This is a genomic window from Lewinella sp. LCG006, assembly GCF_040784935.1.
GTDB lineage: Bacteria > Bacteroidota > Bacteroidia > Chitinophagales > Saprospiraceae > Lewinella.
In genome coordinates this window covers 2,373,766-2,393,538 of the sequence record NZ_CP160680.1, presented here as the reverse complement: position 1 = coordinate 2,393,538, position 19,773 = coordinate 2,373,766, and the positions used below count along the sequence as shown (strand labels likewise).

Below are 19,773 nucleotides of genomic sequence, written 5' to 3'. Positions count from 1 at the left end.
TAGGCGCGCGAAGCAAGCCGTTTCCCAGTACGGACTTTTGCCGAAAGTCCAGCTAAGACGTAGGTGGGCTTCAGTCCGACCAGCAAGCGTCACAATTTTGGCCGGACTGAAGTCCAGCCTACATTTTCATGCCCGTCATTTCCTGACCTCCCTGCAAGAGTGTCAAGCTCTCAACGGTCCCATCCTTTGCGGTATTAAACGTGATTTGGGCAGGCACTACTTTTAGATAAAAGACCGTATTTGATTTAGGGTAAATATCAACCGTAGGTTGTCCGGTTGCTTGTGCTTTCAATTGGCTGCCTTCTTTGGTAATGCTTAGGATAAAACCTGGTGCCAACTCATAGTTGCCTACGTAACGCTCGAGAAGATCATCCGGTACGATGACTTCCTTTACGAGGTCACTGATATCCACGCCCAGTTTTTCCAGCATATCTATGCCGTTTTGATTGGCTGGATTCATTTCTACAGATTTTCGATAATTTTCTATGGCAGCATCCTTTTGCCCTAAATTCATTAGCGCTTCAGCATAACTGTCATAGACATTGAAGCTTTGCGGAAATTCGTCTACATTCAATTTGAAAACCTGCAGGGCTTCCTCCGATTTCCCCTCAGCCATAAGTTGATAGCCGATTCCGTTTATCTCATCCTCGCTCAAATTGTAGGTTTCCTGGTCTTTTATCGCATGAAAATGGGCAATTCCTGCCTTTATTCCTTTTTCTTGTATAAGCCCCAGTACCTCATGGGCAACCGATTTCTTAGGAAAATCGTAGGTCTTATTGTACAATATCCCTCTAATTGCGCTGGTGATTTCGTTTAAAGGGGCACCGCCAGTATTGTTCAAAAGCACCACTAAAGACTTGTCGGAGATTACGCGCGATATGTTCGTATTGAAACCATTGATACCGCCCCCATGAGAGATGGCCTCAACACTGTCCTCCGTGTTGCCAATCCTTCCCTTGCCTACTCCCCAGCCATAGGCGTAATGACTATCCCCGAAGGCAGGAACGTAGGGTTTGAAGTACAAATCCATCAATGCTTGCGGTAGTAATTTATTGGTATACAGTGCTTGATCCCACAGGTATAAATCCTCGACCGTAGAATACATTGATCCTGCAGCATAAGGGATGGACATATCTAAGTAACTAGCATTAACGTAGTTAAGTCCATCCTTTTCGTAGCCAGCCGCTCTGTTTTTCACGATATCTTCGTGATTATCATAACCCGTATCGTGCATTCCTACGGGCGTAAAAATTTTATCGTGAAGCAATTGTTCGTAAGTCTTTCCCGTCAATTTTTCAGCAATCACCCCAAGCAGGAAATAACCTGAATTGCTATAGCTGAATCTTTCACCAGGAGTGAAGTCTAGCTTTTTATGAGCAAATACTTCCACAAACTCATCCGGGGTGTAGGGATTGCGGCTTTGCTCCTTAAAGAAATTCGGAAACGAGGTGTAATTCGGTATGCCCGAGGTGTGGGTTAATAAATGGTGGATGGTTATTTGATCCCCCGTCTCTTTTGGATAATCAGGAAGGTAGCTCGAAATCGGCGCTTCTAAATCTACGGCACCATCGGCCACGAGCTGCAAGATAAGCATGGCCGTAAACTGCTTGGTGATCGAGCCTAATCGATGCTTGGTATTGGGTTGATTCGGAATATCCCATTCCATATTTGCCATCCCGAAGCCTTTTTTATAAATGACTTCTCCTTGTTCTGCTACTAAAACGGAGCCGTTGAATTGGCCATATTCGTGGTATAAGTTCAATAGTTGATCAAGCTGCTCCGTTTTTGATTGACTGAAGCCAATGGTTATCGAAGTGATGAATACCATCATTCCGATAAACGTGGATTTGAACATTTTTCTTTGGTAAAATTTCATGACGGTGGCTTTAGGGGTCGGCGAAAAATAACTTCCTCCCTTTAATGCTGATCTTTTGGCACTGAACTTCGTTGCTCATCCCTTGCGTAGCTTTGGCTATGCGCGCCTGCCTGCCGTACGCCAGGTAGGCAGGGTCTTCGCGCCTCGTTCAGCACCAAAATCTCTAGTCTGAAATGGGGAACTTATTTTTCGCCGACCCCTTAGATTTTTAAATAATTTGAGCGAAAGTACAAGTGATTTTTTTGCCCCAGCTACAAATTTGACAAGCCTCCGTCTTTCATCTACCAACTGTATTTTTTTATTCTTTTATCACCATCATTGAACGATACCCTCCATCTGAAAACGTAATCTTGAAGAGATAAACGCCCTTAGCTTCAGGAAGCCTATAGTTAAGCAATTCGGTCGTTATCACCCGTTGCGTTTGGATCAATCTGCCCGTTAGGTCAAACAGGGAAATAACGACTTGTTCTTGAACGGAGCCAAAATCGATCTGTACCTCACCGCTTGATGGGTTCGGAAAAATCCGAACTTCTCTTTGCGCTGGCGCTGTTACACTGGTTATGGTGTATTCCGCTGTAGCTACGCAGTTGTCGAAATCGATCACCGTAACGGTTTGCGTGTTACCCAGGGTGTCGATAAAGACCTCATACGGCTCAACTCCTCCAGTGACGATCACTTCTTCATTCACCATATCGACATCCACGGCATTCAGTAAGCAGCAGAGGTCTGGGGTTCCAGTATCCGCGGGTGCTCCATTCGGATAATACCGATCAATAATCCCCTGAAGGATATCGGTTCTTTGCTGAGCCTCGGCAGCGTCGTAGCTAAGTGACTTGAGGTAATGCCATCCCACCCCGTAATCAGGATTTTCGTTAGGACCACTCGTGTACAGATTCGGATAAACGGAGAGGGCATAATCGACGAATGCGGCATTGTTTTCCGGAATCAGGTCGAAGTATGCTTGAAGTCGATTGTAGACGATTAGGGACGGTTCGATACCCAGCTGGTTCAAGGTGTCTTGCATCGCCATCGAATCTTGGGGCAGAATCCCAAAGACATGGAACAAGGGACGCAGATCGGCTTGCGCAGCAACGGACATTCTGATGATCCGGCCATCAATGTCCTGATCGTTGATGCCGTAATCGATGCCGTTTTCAAAGTCGATGGATTCCTGTTTCCAGAAGTTTCTGAGTGGACACCAGCCCAGCATATTGACGATTTCAAAATAGTGTCCGTAACCTCTGTGCTGGTAACGTACTTCGTTGGTGGTAGCGTTGGCAATAATTCTTTCTGAACCAAAGGTATTAGACACCATTCTATGGGTGGCGGTCTTATCGATGTCAAATGTATTGGGAACAAAGCTATAATTCACCGCCTCATTCAAGTCTACACCCAGACCATAATTCATGGCCATGATGTAAGGGAAGTTCACGAGGGCTTCTACCTCTCCCGGAAACTTAGACATCGCTAGTTGATGCCCAAGTTCATGGAAGTTCGTCTCGTCATTCGGTCCTGGCCCATCAATAAAATAGGCGGGACCCGGTACATTCAAATAATCAAGTGGCGTGTTGGACATGGGGTAACCTGGGAAATAGGCACCACCTCTGATCGTTACATCCGCGATCATGTACAGGTTGTGTTTGTCGGGAATGATCTGTCTTGCCATAATGGAATTGACGCCTCTGAGGGCCGTTTCCCAGTCTTGCAGCGTCTGAATGAGGTCATATTGACCAGGGACAATGGAATGCTTTGGAATGGTGTACATCACATTGTCAGACTCGAATACTGCCCAGGGGCCAGGTTTGTCCAATTCCGCATTCACATCGGTACTTTCGTAGAAAGATTTCAACGAGAAGAAGGGAGCTTCTACAGCATTGGTCACGGTCACCTCTACGATTCCTTCGTCAGCTTCGTAGGGCACAAGAATGGAGATAGCGCCTCCAAGTGGGTTGAATACTTCTATGGTAGTAGCATCAATCAAGAATCTTTTTGCGATTCTATCTAGTCGTTTAAAAAAGGGCCTGTTGCTTAAATCCCAGTCATGAGATCCAACTTGAACATAATAATCCTGACCAACCAGACTCTCCGGAACATCAACTTTGGCGACAGTACCAGGGGCCAAATACATACCGGTGGGGCGTAGGGCATGCCATAATCCACTTCCGCTAATGCCGTAGTAAGGATTCATGCCATCGGGGTCGGCAAAATCGGCGAGCACCATCATGGAATGGCTGACCGATGGATCGGCCGGAGGGGCCACATATCCGGGAAAGCTCTCACAGGAATTGAATGGCCATTGAGTGATGTATTGGGGAAACTCCGCGTAGACATCAGGCGTAAAAACATGATCGAATATCCCCTGCTCTAGCGCTACCATGGCGCGCGCCAACTCTACAGCAGCATTATTGCCGAGGGTTTTAGTGAATCCTGCTATCGTAGGAGGGGTCGTAAACAGCGCTCCAACTTCTTGATCATAATCTTCTACTACACTTTTACCCAGCAAGATCATCGGCTCGCTTTCTGCCAGACATTCGGGAAATTCATTGAAGATGTTGTAGATCAGGTTCAGTTCCTGGATGGTAAGAGGGCTCGCTCCATTAATGTGTCCTTGTAGATCATTGAGCGCATTCCAGGTATAAGTGCATATATCAGGACAATAAGCCGTTGCGCTAGCATAAGCCCCAATGTCATTGGCCCCGCTCGAAACCAGCATCTCGTCCACATACAGCACATAACCGTTAGGCGCATAAATGCCATCGCCATACGTATCGTAGATTTCGAAGAAAAAGCAACCATCAGCAGCCACGCAGGTACTGTCTGCATAGGTAGTATTGTTGTCGTAAGCCCCATCCTGTCCTCCTTGCAGAAGGATGGTACCCGCAAGGTCTTTAAGCGTCCAGGAGGTCTCGTAGCCCCAATTATCGGTTGCAATTTCGACCTTGATCTCCACCTCGTCTGCTCCGCACTGGGCAAAAGCTAAATGGGTAGAAAGGAGGAGTAAAGAAATGAGTAGGGTGTTTTTCATGCTGCTTTTTTGTGTGGAATTTTTCTAATGCTGAGTGTTTTCCGAGGTGTGGCAAGGTGGTGCGACATCATGGGCTTTTGAAAGCCTCTGTTTGTTTGTCGGGCTTCAACAACCGCTACAGTCCCCATACCGACAGGGGAAACGCTGGGGAGTACCAGCGGTTAAAGATAACTGTAAGTTTATCTTTATGAACTCATTTTTAGTGATTTAGAGCTTGTTTGGTGTTCTCTTTGGCTCTAGCGTTAAGGCGCAGGCGCAGGTCTGATGAAGGAAGGCTTGACGCTGCTGCGCCATTGTTGTGCCCAGTTCCCGTTTTATTTTTTTCCAATCTCCAAATATAATTTATCATAGATCGGCTTTAGAAAAATAGTCATTTTTTCAAGTACCTGATCGAAATCAATGTTGTTTAGCTCATTCTTTTTAATAAAAATGCTCCATTGATTCTTCCGTTTATCATTTTCATAGAATTCTTTCATAAATACAGGATGCTCTACTACCACAGTAGCTTTTCGTCTAATAAACGTATTTTTTATTGCGTCAAACAAAATTGATAAATCGCTTGTCTCTACAAATTGATAAACATCATAAAAGTCTTTCATTCGGGAGTTGTATTCTCCCAATGATATCATGGCTTCAAATTTTTCAGCGATTAATGTCTCCTTCGAATAAGCATTTAATATGGGTTCTTCAAACCCTGATATTAATGTTGGATATACTATCTCTTGTGGCCCAGGTGTGACATAATCTCCTACTCCTATATCAATTTGAAGTTGTTGTTTGATATTTCCTAATTTACCACCAAGTCTAATTCTTGTACCTGTATATTGACCTTCTTTTTGGATCGTCTCAATAATAATTTGGTCAGTATCAAAGATAATTCCATCATCTGACTGAATTTGACTTATCTCTTTAAATATTTTCAGTAAATTTTCGTGTTCCGACTCTAATTTCGTTAATAAAAGATCAATATCTTTGGTATATCGGCTTTCCTCTGCTCCAAACACATATACTAATGCTCCTCCTTTCAGTAAAAAGAAATCCTTATATCTGGATTGAGATAAACGGTATAAAAATCGTTCTTGAAAAAATCTAATTATCGTGTATTGATGTATCTTTTTATGCTCTTTAGAATATTTTTTGAGCTTCGATACGATAGACTCTATATTCATATCAGTACTTCTAAATAGTGATCTAATACTTTGTCAATCTTTAGTACCCTGGAATATTTCTTTAATCGTACTATATCTCGATTAGTGTCTCTTAGATAAGAATTCAACACTTCTTTCACCGAGGTAAACTCTAATTTATTCCTGAATTTGAAATAATCACACACCGTTTTTTCTCGATCATATATTTTTATATTGACTCCATTAATTTCTTTTTCTTCTATACCCAATTCATACTGGGAGTCTTTCCAATAGTATAATTTTATGGGTGGATGATCAGGTAAATTATGATTAGCTTTATTATGTACAGCTATATGATACCTCAATGGAACACTTGTAGTATAATTATAAATGGAGGCCGCTGACTGCAAACAGTATACTCCTTTAGGAAGTAGCTTTACAATAAGTCCATTTTCATCCTCACTTGTATCATTAAGTAAATAGACTCCTCTTTTAATCTTACTTATTATTCCTTCCGCTAATAAATGCCTAATAGAATAATAGGTAACTCCTAACTCTATCAGTTCCTTCGAAGTCATCACTCCGTGATTTTCTTTAAACCAGTTTTGAATCAAAGAGACATTCACTTAAAATAGGTTTTTAGCATCAATAACCTAAAGTTAGTAAAAACTTCCCTTGTCTATTCTTTTTGATGATATTTTCTTTTCGGAGGGAAAGGGAATTGGGCTCCATTTATACGCAACCCAATTCCAACCAACCCACTACCCCCCAATCGCCACCCTCAATTTCCGCACCAGTGTATTCACCGCTGCTTCCAGTCGCTTGCGCTCAGCAATATCAGGGGCCAGCAGTTTATTGAAGAGATAGCCGACATTATTGAAAGTGACGGCATCTGGGAAGGGGGGCTGCAGCGGAGACAAATCGCTACGCGTAAGCATCATGGCTTCGGCACCGGAGCCAGTAGCAGCATTGACATAACCCATTCTTAGCAGGACGAAATCATCGGGGAGCGTGATGCTTGGGTCGATGTTGAGTTCCTTGTCATAAAAGTATCCCGAAGTATGTTCTTCTTTTAGCTGCACCAAAGAGGTATCAGGAATAAAATAGACGGGTCCGATGGCGTAGCCGTTGGCAAATGCCTCGATGATAAGTTTGGCTTGCTGCCGGGTTTCTTCGATGGTCGTTGCCAGGCGATCTGCGAGGCGGCTGTAGTTTTGCGCAGTTAAATCTCCATTGTTCAGTACCTCTTGCATGGCTTCTATTTTACGCGCATTGGTGGGTATTTGCACGATGAGTCCGTCCGTCTGTAAGGTATAAGCCACTTGCTCGGCCAATTCCGCTTGGGCCCTCTTTTCGGCTTGCCGGTCTTGCGAAAATCCCTGGCAAACGAGTGAAAGCATCAAACCCAGTGTCAAGAAATACTTCATTAAAGATTATTTTGGTGAACTTGCTGCAAAAATAGAGGCTTGTCCAGCACAATCCCCTCCATTGCCTTTAAATGTGGCAAAAATTAGCCATTTTTGTAATCCTTTTTGCTTTTTATGAAATATTATATAGTGTAGAAGACTTTCTATACCCAGAAAATAAATTGAAACCACGTATGCAATCGGTAGACATCGAAGCGCTTAACCAACAGATTTACGCCGACAGTGCGATCATCGAAAGAATCCAAACGGAAACCAGTAAAGTCATCGTAGGGCAGGATCACATGATCAACCGCCTGCTGCTTGGCTTGCTTACTCGCGGACACGTACTACTTGAGGGTTTGCCTGGCTTGGCCAAGACACTTGCGATCAAAACATTATCACAGGTACTTCAGGGGCAATTTAGCCGTATCCAGTTTACACCGGATTTGCTTCCCGCAGATATTGTGGGTACCATGATCTACAATCCTAGCAAAAACGACTTCTCGGTGAGAAAAGGCCCCGTCTTTGCCAACTTCGTCCTCGCGGATGAGATCAACAGGGCACCCGCCAAAGTACAGAGTGCACTGCTGGAAGCCATGCAGGAGCGCCAGGTCACCATCGGCAACGAGACGTTCAAATTGGAAGAGCCCTTCCTCGTATTGGCTACCCAAAACCCCATAGAGCAAGAGGGTACCTACCCGCTGCCAGAAGCACAGGTGGATCGCTTTATGCTGAAGGTGAAAATTTCTTATCCCAACAAAGAAGACGAACGCGAGATCATGCGCCGCAACTTGTACGATCTTGATTTCGGAAAAGTCAATCCTGTCACCACTACGGCGGAGATTCTCAAAGCACGTGAGTCTGTCCGGAAGGTTTATATGGACGAAAAGATCGAACGCTACATCATCGATATCGTTTTTGCTACCCGCAACCCCGAGAACTACGGTATGGCTTCCTTGAAGCCTCTACTTAGTTTTGGTGGTTCGCCGCGGGCGTCGATCAACCTGGCCCTGGCAGCCAAAGCTTACGCCTTTTTACAACGCCGTGGCTTTGTAATTCCGGAGGATGTGCGGGCCGTTTGTGAGGATGTATTGCGTCACCGTATCGGGCTTACTTATGAAGCGGAAGCGGAGAATATCAGCCAGGAGGATATTATTCATAAGATTTTGAACGCGGTGGAAGTGCCTTAAGAGGAAGGCGGAAATTAGAGGTCGGAAGTCGGAGGTGGGAAGTCGGAAGTATTAAGTGCAAGGTGGGAAGTGGTGAAGGGGAAGTCGGAAAATATTATTGTCCAACCTCCCAGTTGCTGTTTTGGGTTTTATAAGCCCTTTAAGGACGTACCGAGTGCCAATAATACAAACCCGCCCACTAGCATCTCATGGCTATAAGCAGCAATGCTAGGAATGGGGATAAGCGTGGAAAGGATCGCTAAAACACCAAGGACAATCCCGATTACCCATACAGGGAAAGTAGGGGCGCTGGGGGAAAATTTGTTAGTGGCCATTAGAAAGTTGGTTTTTGATTAATGTCATTGAAATGACAATATACACAAAGATGTTCGTTAGGCGCCAGATATAGTATAAATGCTTGTACTAAAAAATGAACGAAACGGTATGGAAACGAGTGAATTACTCAAGAAGGTTCGTAAAATAGAGATCAAGTGCAAAGGCTTGAGCAGGCATCTATTTTCGGGAGAGTATCACAGTGCTTTCAAGGGTAGGGGTATGTCATTCAGTGAAGTGAGAAACTACCAGTATGGAGACGATGTGCGTAATATAGACTGGAACGTAACCGCCCGTACCGGTGAACCTTACATCAAGGTATTTGAAGAGGAGCGCGAACTCACCGTCATGCTGCTGATCGACATCAGTCGTTCTTCTTATTTTGGCACTACCCCGCAGATGAAAAACGAGTACATCACCGAAATTTGTGCGGTGCTTGCTTTTTCAGCCATCAACAACAACGACAAGGTCGGCGTGATCTTTTTTTCGGACCGGATAGAGAAATTTGTGCCGCCTAAAAAAGGTAAAAAACACATCCTGCGCATTATCCGTGAGCTACTTGATATTGAGCCCGAAGGCAAAGGCACCGACATTGGTATGGCATTGCAGTACTACAACAATGTGGTCAAAAAGCGGAGTATCTGCTTTGTTCTTTCCGACTTCATGACGCAAAATTACGAAGCCTCGTTGCGGATTGTAGCCCGCCGCCACGATCTGGTAGGGGTGCACCTGTACGACCCGCGCGAGAAGGAGTTGCCCAATGTGGGGCTCATCCGCGCCGAGGATGCTGAGACAGGTATGCTGCGCTGGATAGACACCGCTGATAAGCAGGTACAAAAGAATTATCGGGAATGGTTTGATAACAATTACAATTACTTCCGCAACCAATTCCTCCGTAGTGGTGCTGATACCATCAGTATCGAAACGACCGACTCTTACATAACAGCCCTCCACCAATTTTTTCAAAGACGATCATAATGAAACGCGGTATTCCTCATCTCATTGGTATTTTCTGTATGCTACTCCTGGGCGGTAGTGCTTTCGGGCAGGTGAATGTCAGCATGGATCTTGACAGTACGGTCATTTTTATTGGTGACCACCTCGGGCTGACCATCAACATCGCGGCTCCAACCAACACCACCATCAAAAATGTCAACTACGGCAAATGGGCCGATGCCGGAAAAGTGGAACTCCTGGATTTGGGCAACCTCAACACCATCACGACAAGCCCGGAGCTATTGCTCCAACAACGACTGGTTTTCACAACTTTTGATTCCGGTTACCACCGTTTACCATCTTTGGAAGTTATTTACGAACTCAATGGTATTCAGGATACTGCCCGCTCGAGCAACCTGGGCCTCACGGTGGCCACCATCCCGGTGCAAGAAGACGCCGACATCATGGCCAACAAAGACATTATCAAGGAACCGATCAAGCTGGTGGATTTCCTTCCTATTGTGTTGGCGCTACTGGTCATTGTGGTCATTATTGGTGTGATTTGGCGAGCAAGTGCTGTGCGCAAACGAAAAGCAATGCCTCCGGCACCCCTACCGCCGCCAATACCCGCACACATCATCGCCCTCGAAAAGCTGGACCAACTGGAAGCTGCTGCCGCCTGGAAAACGGGCGATAGCAAAGGCTTTCAATCAGACCTGACGTACATCCTCCGGGAATACCTGGAAAACCGTTACGACCTGCAAGCCTTGGAAGCTACCAGTCCGGAAATCATTAAAGACCTACAACGATTGAAGCTCGATGAAAAAGGCAGCCTCCGTGCTGTTTTGGAGACCGCCGATCTGGTGAAATTTGCCAAAGCGACCCCTGCGGAAGCTGTTCATGTTCAATCACTGAACCAGGTTCGCACCTTTGTGACAACGACTAAATATACCCCACCAGCTAACGAACCACTAGCAGACGTAAACGAAGAAGAGGAATGATAAACGCCTGGCAAAATATAACTTTTGCCCAGCCTTGGGCATTTTTATTGCTACTCCTTATTCCGGCAGTGGTATGGTGGCGTAAACGCCAGCGCCAAAAGAGGTATCCACAGTTGAGAATGCCAACGCTGGCGGCGGTGGAGCACCTCACCTCCTGGCGTACGCGCTTGCGTGCTTTACTGCCTTGGTTGCGGGGTATCGCATTGGTGTCTCTGGTGGTTGCACTCGCCCGTCCGCAGCTTACCCTGCAGGAGGAAAAAATCACGGCTGAAGGTATTGACATTGTACTGGCGATGGACTTGTCGAGTAGTATGCTCGCCCAGGATTTCAAGCCCAATCGTCTGGAAGCAAGCAAGCAGGTAGCCATCGATTTTGTAGAGAAGCGCCCCTTCGACCGTATCAGTATCGTTGCTTTCGCGGGGGAGGCTTTCACGCAATGTCCACTGACAACGGACCATGATATTGTCCGCACCTTCATTGGAGCACTTGCTTGTGGAGCACTAGAAGATGGTACCGCCATCGGGCAGGGCTTAGCCACGGCCATCAATCGAGTCAAAGAAAGTAAAACGGCTAGTAAAATAATTATTCTCCTCACTGACGGGGTCAACAATGCGGGCTATCTCCCTCCAGATATGGCGGCTGATATTGCCAAAGAATTTGGGATCAGGGTGTATACCATCGGTGTGGGTTCCGAGGGCGAAGCCGTTACTCCCGTAAGTAAAGACCGCTTTGGTCGTTACCGTTATGATATTGCTCGGGTGGAAATCGACGAGGCCTTGTTACAGCAGATTGCCCAAAAAACCGACGGGCGCTACTTCCGGGCGACCAACCAAACGGAGCTTCAGGAAATCTATGACTTGATTGATCAGATGGAAAAAACGGAAATAGAAACAACGGTCATCAAGCGTTATCAAGAGCAATTCCGGTGGTTTGCCCTGTTTGCTGCCTTTTGCCTTTTATTGGAAATGATCATGCGATATACCGTGCTGCGGTCGATTCCTTAGAAACAGTAAAAAAATGTTTAAATTCGAACATAGCTATTATTTGTGGGCTTTGGGTTTGCTGCCAGTGCTGGTAGGTTTCTTCTTTTTGGCCTGGCGTTTGCGCAAGCAAGCACTCGAGCGTTTTGGTGGGCAAGAAGTTGTTAGTCGACTGGCCCCGGGCCTTAGCCGCTATAAGCATTTGGTAAAATTTGGCTTGTTGGTGACCGCCTTTTTCTTTCTGATCATTGGCCTGGCCAATCCGCAATGGGGAGGAAAACGGCAGCCCGTCCAGCGCAAAGGAATTGATTTATTCATCGCTTTGGACATTTCTCAAAGTATGCTCACCGAAGATGTGTCGCCCAGCCGTATCGAGCGCGCTAAACGTTTTGGTCAGCAATTGGTGGATAAATTAGCGAGCAACAATATCGGTGTCATTCTTTTTGCCTGCAATGCCTTCCCCGTGGCACCCCTTACCAGTGATTATTACTTTGCGAAACTGGCTTTGACAACGGCTTCTCCCGATCAGGCCGGAGAACAAGGTACGGCTATCAGCGCTGCTATCGATCTGGCGGAACGCTCCTTTGATCCGGAAAACGAACGCCACAAAGCCATCATTATCATCACTGATGGTGAAGACCACGACGGACGCGGAGTAGAACGCGCCCAAGCCGTTTACGAAACAGGGACCCTCGTCTATACCGTTGGCGTGGGAAGTACAGAGGGTGGTTTTATTCCGGTAGATATCCGTGGCAGAGCGGAATATCTTCGCGATGATACCGGCAATCCGGTTCGTTCTCGGCTAGATCCCGCCACCTTGGAAGAAGTGGCCCGCGCAGGTGGCGGTGCTTACTTCAATTTGGAAAAAAATGCGGAAGGGCTGGCTGATATTCTTCAAGAACGTATTGATACCATCGAGAAAAGAGAATACGAACAGCGGGTGTTTACCGATTACGAAAGTTATTTTCAAATATTCATTGGGATAGCCTTCTTGTTCCTACTCATTGAGTTTCTATTGTCTTACCGAACCAGCAGCCTGAGAAAATCAAACCGCTTGAAAAAAACAGCTGAGTTATGAAATTAAAATGGTTGTTCTTTTTGATGATCACTTTCGGAACCATGAGTTTACACGCTCAGGATGGGCACCGAAAACTAAGGGAAGGCGACCGCGCCTACCAAGACGGCACCTACGACAAAGCTGCCGAAAGCTACCGCGCAGCAATTTCCGAGAAGAACAGTGCGCAGGGAAATTACAACCTGGGCAATGCAGCCTACCAGCAAGGCGACTACGAAGAGGCAGCGCGCCGATTTGAAGAAGCGGCACGCCTGGCCGCCAATGCCAATGAACAAGCTTACGCTTACCACAACCTGGGCAATACCTACTATCAACAAGGGGAATTTGACAAAGCCGCCGAAGCCTACAAAAATGCACTGCGCCGCCAACCCAACGACCTGGAAACAAAATTTAATCTAGCTAAAGCCATGCAGCAACAACAGCTGCAAGAACAGCAGCAGCAACAGCAGCAAGAAGAATCCGACCCCAGCGACGAAAACGAAGACCAACAACAGCAAGATCAGCAACAACAGGAAGGAGAAGATCAACAACAGCAGCAACAACAAAATCAAGACCAAGAGCAAAACCAGCAGCAACAAAATCAACAGGAGCAAGAGCAACAAGAAAACCAGGAGCAGCAATCGACTGAACCTCAAGAAGCAAAACCCATGACCCGCGAAGAAGCGGAAAGGCAATTACAATTTGCGGAAGAAGATGAAAAGAAAACCATGGAAAAAATGCAACGCGTTCAGGGGCGATCCTGCAACTCGGATAAGAAATGGTAAGCGGGACTTTCGACAAAAGTCCGTAGAGGGTACTCGGGCTGCTCCGCGTCCTCAGGGTATAGGGTAGAGGGATAATGAACGAATAGGAATCACTCCCCAACTTTCGGTAAAATGCCGAAAGGCCAGCTAAACTCTTACTACTTTGTAATCGTTAATATTCGAAAATCAAGAACTTATGCGCAATTATCTTTTGCTACCATTGCTATTTGCCCTGGGTTCCGTCTTTACCCAGGAAGCCGCCTTCACGGTCAACGTGAACAATGACTCCATTTTACTGGGCAATCGATTTTCAGTGACCTTTTCTTTACAAAACGGCCAGGGTGAAGATTTCTTTTTCCCGGAATTCAACGGCTTCGTAAAGGTAGGAGGCCCTAATATGAGTTCACAAATGAATATCATCAACGGGGCGGTGAAACAAAGTGTGCAGTACACTTATTTTCTTGAAGCCCATGAGGTTGGTGACTATTACATTGAACCCGCCAGCGTAAAGGTAGGAGACAGTTACCTGGAGACCCCCCCACTTTTGGTCAGGGTTTTCCCCAACCCTGAGGGAATCATCCAATCTCCGCCAACGCCTGCTCGATCCTATTCCCCCTTTGGTGGCTCCTTTTTTGATCAAGACTTGGATAGTCCCGGCAGTATCTTTAACCAGGATCTACTAGGAGACGATTTTTTCCAACAGTTTTTCCAACAATCTCCTTTTGGGCAAATGGTCCCGCCCGCAGATAGCTTGCAACAGAATCAACCCAAGAAACGTAAAACGACGCGGATATAATGGATAACTATCAGGAAGAAAACAAGTGTAGCTTGCTAGATTCGAAGTCAAAATGGACTTCCGACTTCCTCTCCATAACTCGGGATCCTATTTCCGGCTTTGCCAAGCATATCTTTCGCTTATTCGGCTTGCTCCTGCTTTTTTTGGCTAACAACAAGGTGGCGATTGCCCAAACCGGTGACGTCACGTTTACAGCTTATGCCGATGCCCGGGAGGTGTTGCTCAACAGTTATTTCGAACTGACCTACACCCTGAAAAATGCTGAAGGGTTGAACTTCACGCCGCCCAATTTCCGAGATTTCACCGTTTTATCCGGGCCTAATCAGGGGTTCAAAACCACCATTGTCAATGGCCGAATGTCGCAGGAAAGCACCATTGGCTACCGTTTGCAACCCAAAAAAACAGGAACGCTAACCATTGGCCCTGGAAAGATCAGCGTCAAAAATACCGTCTTGGAATCCAACCCGATCCAAGTGAAAGTCGTAAAAGGGCAAGACAGGGCCGATGATGGGACCGCAGAAGTTTTTCTCACCGCCCGACTTGAGCAACAGGAAGCATTTCTGGGGCAGCAACTTGTGCTTGATTATGTTCTATCAACCCGCATTGATCCACAGGGCTTGAGCGCCGTCAGTGAATCAGATTATGAAGGTTTCTATGCCCGTGAGATTCACCAATATGATACGCGCGGGATGCGCGAATTGGTCAATGGAGTACAATACAATTCGCGCATTCTCAAGCGGGTTGTACTTTATCCTCAGCAAACGGGCACCCTCACCATCGATCCACTATCGATCATTGTAGGTGTTCCCATTCCTGGCCAGCGGAGCCAAGGCTTCTTTTCTCGGCCAGAGTTACGTCGTTTGTCGGTGGCTTCTGAGCCAATTACTCTACAGGTAAAGCCGCTGCCCAGCCCTCGCCCCGAAAATTTTAGTGACATCACAGGAAATTTCGAGCTCCGCGCGGGCCTGACCAGGGTACAAATTACGACCGACGATGCGGTGAGTATCCAACTCGTTATTGAAGGCACTGGTGACTTAAAAAGGGTACAAGCTCCTGATCTGAACTTGCCCGCCGAATTTGAGGTATACGACCCCAAAGTATTGGAAGAAGAATACATCGATCTACCCAGCCAGATCAAAGGCCGAAAAATTTTCGAATACCTGCTGGTGCCAAAAACGCCTGGCGACTACACCTTCCAACCCAAGGTGGTCGTCTTCAACCCCGATAGTCTGGCCTACCAAACACTCACCGTCGCGCCTATGAATTTGCAGGTTAAAACTGGTAGTGGAGAAAAAAAATCGGGATTGGTAGCCGAAGCAGAACACAACCAGGGGCTTTATCCACCCAAAGCGACTATTCAGCTCTTGCCCAAAGCAACCACTTTCTTTGATACGCCTTTGTTTTGGATGTTATTTATGCTGCCTATTCTCGCTTGTGGTGGATTACTGGCCTACCAACGCATCCAGGCAGGGAAACCCATCATTGACCCTATTTTGCGTAAGCAGCAGCTAGCCCGAGCGCAGGCCCTCAAAAGATTAGCGACCGCCGAACAGCACCGCCTGCAAGGTGATGCCAGGGCTTTTTATACGGAAGTTGAACGATCTCTTTTAGGTTACGTGGGAGACAAACTCCAAATTCCACGCGCCGATATGACCAAAGCCAACGTACAAGCTAAGTTGGAAGAACTGGGGGCTACTACCGATCAACGGACGTCTTTCCAAGGCCTCATCACCAATTGTGAGATGGCACTCTATGCAGGAAAAGACAACGCTAGTGCAATGGAAGAAACTTATGGCAAAGCCGTGAGCTTGTTGTCGGAGATGGAGGAGGTATTGACTACTGGTGTTTAATGGAAGCTGCTAAATCATCCAAACCATATTTCTTTCAATCAGTTGTTTCATGCTACTGCTTCTTATGAAATTCCTTCCAGCCAAAAAGATATTTTACGGCCCAAGACTGATAAGGTGCCCAGTGCTCACCCACAGCCCGCATTGCTTTTTTACCCTCTACCTGGTAAAGCCTACCCATCAATTGTTTAAGATGGTAATCATCGAGAGGTAGGACCTTATCTCGTTCCAGGGTATACATCAGGATCATATCAGCAGTCCAATTACTGATGCCTTTTATATTGACCAATATCGCCCTTACTTCCTCATCAGAGAGCTGCTCCCAGTGGATCGTATTGTTTTCAAAATAATCAACTACCTGCTCCAGGGTTTCGTATTTCTGCGTGGACAGTTTTTTATCTTTTAGCCCCAGCGCTTCAAAATGCTCAAAATTAGTGGGCGTCAACGAGTTCATCTCGGCAGCTACCAGCATGCGCTGAAAAGTCTTCTTTGTACTCCGGTAATGAATTTGTTGCTCCAGAATACAGCTCATCAAATCGTGGAATACATTTTTGGTACTGATGATTTCCGGCGCGGGAATCGTTTCGATCACGTTTTCAAGTACCTTATCTTTACTTTTTAAATAGGGGAGGATATGCTTGTTCACACGCCATAAATATTTGATGCGCTAATGGATCTGTCAAAACTTAACAGCGCAGAAAAAGCATTGTTTAAGACAACCTTGTTCTTCTTTTATCTCTTTTCTATTAAAACCTTGGGGCTTTTTTATCAGTAAATCCCCTAAGGTTTTTTAAACCTATCCTGAGCAAAAGCACTTTCCTTTAGAGAAGGATTCAATTATCTTTAGCTTACACCTTATTTAAAGCTTTACCGCCTTATTATTATGGAACCTACCAACGCCCTGTGGCACCTAGAAAATATTGACGTCAGTGGTATCTTCTGTCCAAAGAAAATAGAAAACGGGGGATTAGAACAGCAAACCCACCGAGATTTTAAACGAGGGGAATACATTTTTCTTCCCGATGAAGACGCCGATAAGGTATACTTCGTTTTCGAAGGACGGGTAAGAATCGGCACTTACGGCGAAGATGGTAAAGAGATCACAAAAACCATTCTTGGCCCTGGAGAGGTTTTTGGAGAATTGTCCATCATCAGTGATGCACGTGAAAAGCGGCGCGATTTTGCTTATGCTATGGAAAAAACGACCACCTGCGTACTGACCATAGACCAAATTAAGTCGTTGATGCGGGAATACAATGGCTTCAGTCTTTTTCTGATGAAGATCATGGGCCGGCGAGTCCTCCAAATGGAAAAGCGGCTGGAATCACTGGTTTTTAAAGACAGCCGTACCCGGATCATTGAGTTCTTGTATAATCTAGCCACCGAGAAAGGCCAGCGCGTGGGTTACGAGGTGGTCGTCCGAAAATTCATTACCCATCAGGAAATTGCCAACCTTACGGCTACTTCCCGCCAAACCGTTACTACCCTCCTCAATGAGTTGAGGAACGACAATGTGCTTACTTTTGATCGTAAACGATTATTGATTCGCGATATGGATTTGCTAAAAAAAGAAATGGATAAACCTGCTTAATCGGCACTATGCGGCCATTTTTCGCCCGTAAAGTCGATGTCCTTGATCATCAATTGCAGCTTCTTTTTGCCTCCCCAATGATTTTCTTCTATCGAGTACGCGATGGTAAATTCTTCGTGCTGACTAAACAGTTCAAAATACTCCTTCCTACCAAAAGCAATGGCGTGCAGGACTGGACCGGTTTCCTGTTTCACTTGTAGGCGTACGTGTTCTGATTTTAGTAAATCGATTGAACCAAAGGCTTTGACCTTTGTACTCACGAAAACAGGATTTAGATTAGCAGGGCCAAAGGGCGCAAACTGCCTGAGTACATTATAAAAGTCAGGCGTTATCTTCGCCAACTCAAGGGTAGCAGCTACTTTTATTTTAGGTTGCAATCCATCTTCTGGCATCAGCGTTTCGATGGCAGCTTCGAAGCGTCGGACAAATTCAGGCCAGTGTTCTTCTTTCATCGACAAGCCCGCAGCATTGGTGTGGCCACCAAAGCTAAGCAAAAGGTCTTCGCAAGATTCAATCGCACTAAACAAATCGACATTTCCCGCAGAACGGGCGGAGCCTACCAGTACATCATCAGACTTGGTCAGGACCACCGTTGGGCGGTGAAAATCGGTTGACAATCGGGCGGCGACGATACCGATTACCCCTTTATGCCAGTGGGGCTGATAGAGCACCAGGCTTTTCCGTGCTTCCCAATTAGGGTCATCTTCTACATCTTCGCGGGCCTCATCTGCGGTGGTTTTATCGTATTCCCGGCGAAGCTCGTTGCGTTCACGGAGTAGCTCCGCATACTCTTTGGCTTGTGCTCGGGTAGTGGCTAGCATCAATTTTACGACCAGGTCGGCATCCGCCATCCGCCCCGAAGCGTTGATGATGGGGCCAATCCCAAAAACAATATCACTGATGCGAAAAGGTTTGCGCCGGCTGGTGACTTTTAAGAGTGCTTGCAACCCGTACTTCCGAGTGGTATTTAGCTGGCGCAAGCCATAGGTAGCAAGAATACGATTTTCTCCCACCACCGGCATAACATCACTAGCAATACTAATGGCCACAAAATCACTCAGTGCTTGTAATTCGGTATCCGATTTACCCCAGTGGCGGAGCATCGCCTGGGCCAACTTAAAAGCAACGCCACAACCACTCAAATTAGGATTGGGATAGTTGCAATCTGGTCGTTTGGGATCAAGAACAGCCGTAGCAAAAGGCCACTCATCGCCGGGCAGGTGATGATCACAGATGATGACATCCATTCCCCGGCTCCGGGCGTTGTCTACGGGCGCCTGGGCCCGTATACCGCAATCGACGGTGATAAGAAGTGTTACGCCAGAATTGGCGGCATAATTTATCCCTTCTTCCGAAAGGCCATAACCTTCAGTATACCGATTGGGGATATAAAAATCAACTTCTCGGTGGCCTTGATCGAGGAGAAATTGGTAGAGAAAAGAAACCGACATCGTGCCATCTACATCGTAATCGCCATAGATGAGGATTTTCTCTCCTCGGTTGATGGCCATATCCAGGCGATCGACGGCTTTCTCCATATCTTTCATCAAGAAAGGATCATGGAGCAGTTCCCAGGCTGGCTTAAAGAAGGCTTCTACCGCAGCTATATCCTCTACTTCCCTTTGTACAAGCAACTGGCATAAGACCGGATCTAATTCCAGTCCTTGCTCTAGTTTACCGGCTTTTTCCGGGGCATAAGGTACAGGCAGCCAAACGGGGGTTTGCATGTCGGAGGGTTAGCGAATTCTTTTTTTGCTTAAACAACTAAGGGACGGAGAAAAAATAAATCTATTTTCTTTTGATTTTGCTTTTTGTGCTAAGACTAGGAATACTTGGACTAGGTGTGCGCAAAAAGGTAAATCTTCAGA

At 46.2% G+C, this 19,773-nt stretch carries 17 protein-coding genes; 9 read left to right on the top strand and 8 right to left on the bottom strand.

Annotated features, from left to right (window positions below; all coding sequences use genetic code 11):
• Nucleotides 1-118: 118 nt before the first annotated feature.
• From AB0L18_RS08275 to AB0L18_RS08255, 5 genes are all read right to left on the bottom strand, one after another.
• The gene (locus AB0L18_RS08275; RefSeq protein WP_367392119.1) at nt 119-1,876 is read right to left on the bottom strand and encodes a serine hydrolase; all 1,758 of its coding nucleotides are present in this window, start codon (nt 1,874-1,876) and stop codon (nt 119-121) included.
• Nucleotides 1,877-2,174: 298 nt separating this feature from the next.
• Entirely contained in the window at nt 2,175-4,901 is a 2,727-nt protein-coding gene (locus AB0L18_RS08270) for a M60 family peptidase N-terminal accessory domain-containing protein (RefSeq protein WP_367392118.1), read from the bottom strand.
• A 314-nt stretch (nt 4,902-5,215) separates the two neighbouring features.
• The gene (locus AB0L18_RS08265; RefSeq protein ID WP_367392117.1) at nt 5,216-6,070 is read right to left on the bottom strand and encodes a nucleotidyl transferase AbiEii/AbiGii toxin family protein; all 855 of its coding nucleotides are present in this window, start codon (nt 6,068-6,070) and stop codon (nt 5,216-5,218) included.
• Complete coding sequence (locus AB0L18_RS08260; RefSeq protein WP_367392116.1) at nt 6,067-6,654, bottom strand: type IV toxin-antitoxin system AbiEi family antitoxin domain-containing protein; 588 nt, start codon at nt 6,652-6,654, stop codon at nt 6,067-6,069. Before AB0L18_RS08260 ends, AB0L18_RS08265 begins: the two co-directional genes overlap by 4 nt.
• Nucleotides 6,655-6,789: 135 nt before the next feature.
• The gene (locus AB0L18_RS08255) at nt 6,790-7,455 is read right to left on the bottom strand and encodes a hypothetical protein (protein ID WP_367392115.1); all 666 of its coding nucleotides are present in this window, start codon (nt 7,453-7,455) and stop codon (nt 6,790-6,792) included.
• Between the two features lie 173 nt (nt 7,456-7,628).
• On the opposite strand from AB0L18_RS08255, the gene AB0L18_RS08250 reads away from it, so the two are divergent.
• Nucleotides 7,629-8,624, top strand: coding sequence for an AAA family ATPase (locus tag AB0L18_RS08250; protein ID WP_367392114.1), 996 nt, complete (start codon nt 7,629-7,631; stop codon nt 8,622-8,624).
• Between the two features lie 128 nt (nt 8,625-8,752).
• Here AB0L18_RS08250 and AB0L18_RS08245 read toward each other — a convergent pair whose 3' ends face one another.
• Entirely contained in the window at nt 8,753-8,938 is a 186-nt protein-coding gene (locus AB0L18_RS08245) for a hypothetical protein (RefSeq protein ID WP_367392113.1), read from the bottom strand.
• 109 nt (nt 8,939-9,047) lie between these two features.
• Here AB0L18_RS08245 and AB0L18_RS08240 point away from each other — a divergent pair, with 109 nt between their 5' ends.
• The 7 genes from AB0L18_RS08240 to AB0L18_RS08210 all read left to right on the top strand — a co-directional run bounded on the left by AB0L18_RS08240 (nt 9,048) and on the right by AB0L18_RS08210 (nt 16,317).
• The gene (locus tag AB0L18_RS08240) at nt 9,048-9,914 is read left to right on the top strand and encodes a DUF58 domain-containing protein (protein WP_367392112.1); all 867 of its coding nucleotides are present in this window, start codon (nt 9,048-9,050) and stop codon (nt 9,912-9,914) included.
• Entirely contained in the window at nt 9,914-10,873 is a 960-nt protein-coding gene (locus tag AB0L18_RS08235; RefSeq protein WP_367392111.1) for a hypothetical protein, read from the top strand. The genes AB0L18_RS08240 and AB0L18_RS08235 overlap by 1 nt, the downstream gene beginning before the upstream one ends.
• Nucleotides 10,870-11,877, top strand: coding sequence for a VWA domain-containing protein (locus tag AB0L18_RS08230; protein WP_367392110.1), 1,008 nt, complete (start codon nt 10,870-10,872; stop codon nt 11,875-11,877). The genes AB0L18_RS08235 and AB0L18_RS08230 overlap by 4 nt, the downstream gene beginning before the upstream one ends.
• 13 nt (nt 11,878-11,890) lie before the next feature.
• Nucleotides 11,891-12,931, top strand: coding sequence for a VWA domain-containing protein (locus AB0L18_RS08225; RefSeq protein ID WP_367392109.1), 1,041 nt, complete (start codon nt 11,891-11,893; stop codon nt 12,929-12,931).
• Nucleotides 12,928-13,692, top strand: coding sequence for a tetratricopeptide repeat protein (locus AB0L18_RS08220; protein ID WP_367392108.1), 765 nt, complete (start codon nt 12,928-12,930; stop codon nt 13,690-13,692). Before AB0L18_RS08225 ends, AB0L18_RS08220 begins: the two co-directional genes overlap by 4 nt.
• A gap of 175 nt (nt 13,693-13,867) precedes the next feature.
• On the top strand, nt 13,868-14,467 hold the full coding sequence (locus tag AB0L18_RS08215) for a BatD family protein (protein WP_367392107.1): 600 nt from the start codon (nt 13,868-13,870) through the stop codon (nt 14,465-14,467).
• Nucleotides 14,467-16,317, top strand: a complete 1,851-nt coding sequence (locus AB0L18_RS08210) for a BatD family protein (RefSeq protein ID WP_367392106.1) — start codon at nt 14,467-14,469, stop codon at nt 16,315-16,317. The genes AB0L18_RS08215 and AB0L18_RS08210 overlap by 1 nt, the downstream gene beginning before the upstream one ends.
• A 52-nt stretch (nt 16,318-16,369) precedes the next feature.
• Here the strand turns inward: AB0L18_RS08210 and AB0L18_RS08205 are convergent, their stop codons facing one another.
• A complete protein-coding gene (locus AB0L18_RS08205) occupies nt 16,370-16,960 on the bottom strand; it encodes a DNA-3-methyladenine glycosylase (protein ID WP_367392105.1) in 591 nt (196 codons plus the stop codon).
• A gap of 237 nt (nt 16,961-17,197) precedes the next feature.
• On the opposite strand from AB0L18_RS08205, the gene AB0L18_RS08200 reads away from it, so the two are divergent.
• Nucleotides 17,198-17,905, top strand: coding sequence for a Crp/Fnr family transcriptional regulator (locus tag AB0L18_RS08200; protein WP_367392104.1), 708 nt, complete (start codon nt 17,198-17,200; stop codon nt 17,903-17,905).
• Here the strand turns inward: AB0L18_RS08200 and recJ are convergent.
• Nucleotides 17,902-19,632, bottom strand: a complete 1,731-nt coding sequence (recJ, locus tag AB0L18_RS08195; RefSeq protein ID WP_367392103.1) for a single-stranded-DNA-specific exonuclease RecJ — start codon at nt 19,630-19,632, stop codon at nt 17,902-17,904. The two genes, AB0L18_RS08200 and recJ, sit on opposite strands and share 4 nt — an antisense overlap.
• Nucleotides 19,633-19,773 lie beyond the last annotated feature (141 nt).

Coding starts and splice junctions, on each gene's coding strand:
- AB0L18_RS08275 (WP_367392119.1), bottom strand. CDS start 1,876: ATGAAATTTTACCAAAGAAAAATGTTCAAATCCACGTTTATCGGAATG.
- AB0L18_RS08270 (WP_367392118.1), bottom strand. CDS start 4,901: ATGAAAAACACCCTACTCATTTCTTTACTCCTCCTTTCTACCCATTTA.
- AB0L18_RS08265 (WP_367392117.1), bottom strand. CDS start 6,070: ATGAATATAGAGTCTATCGTATCGAAGCTCAAAAAATATTCTAAAGAG.
- AB0L18_RS08255 (WP_367392115.1), bottom strand. CDS start 7,455: ATGAAGTATTTCTTGACACTGGGTTTGATGCTTTCACTCGTTTGCCAG.
- AB0L18_RS08250 (WP_367392114.1), top strand. CDS start 7,629: ATGCAATCGGTAGACATCGAAGCGCTTAACCAACAGATTTACGCCGAC.
- AB0L18_RS08245 (WP_367392113.1), bottom strand. CDS start 8,938: ATGGCCACTAACAAATTTTCCCCCAGCGCCCCTACTTTCCCTGTATGG.
- AB0L18_RS08240 (WP_367392112.1), top strand. CDS start 9,048: ATGGAAACGAGTGAATTACTCAAGAAGGTTCGTAAAATAGAGATCAAG.
- AB0L18_RS08235 (WP_367392111.1), top strand. CDS start 9,914: ATGAAACGCGGTATTCCTCATCTCATTGGTATTTTCTGTATGCTACTC.
- AB0L18_RS08230 (WP_367392110.1), top strand. CDS start 10,870: ATGATAAACGCCTGGCAAAATATAACTTTTGCCCAGCCTTGGGCATTT.
- AB0L18_RS08225 (WP_367392109.1), top strand. CDS start 11,891: ATGTTTAAATTCGAACATAGCTATTATTTGTGGGCTTTGGGTTTGCTG.
- AB0L18_RS08220 (WP_367392108.1), top strand. CDS start 12,928: ATGAAATTAAAATGGTTGTTCTTTTTGATGATCACTTTCGGAACCATG.
- AB0L18_RS08215 (WP_367392107.1), top strand. CDS start 13,868: ATGCGCAATTATCTTTTGCTACCATTGCTATTTGCCCTGGGTTCCGTC.
- AB0L18_RS08210 (WP_367392106.1), top strand. CDS start 14,467: ATGGATAACTATCAGGAAGAAAACAAGTGTAGCTTGCTAGATTCGAAG.
- AB0L18_RS08200 (WP_367392104.1), top strand. CDS start 17,198: ATGGAACCTACCAACGCCCTGTGGCACCTAGAAAATATTGACGTCAGT.
- recJ (WP_367392103.1), bottom strand. CDS start 19,632: ATGCAAACCCCCGTTTGGCTGCCTGTACCTTATGCCCCGGAAAAAGCC.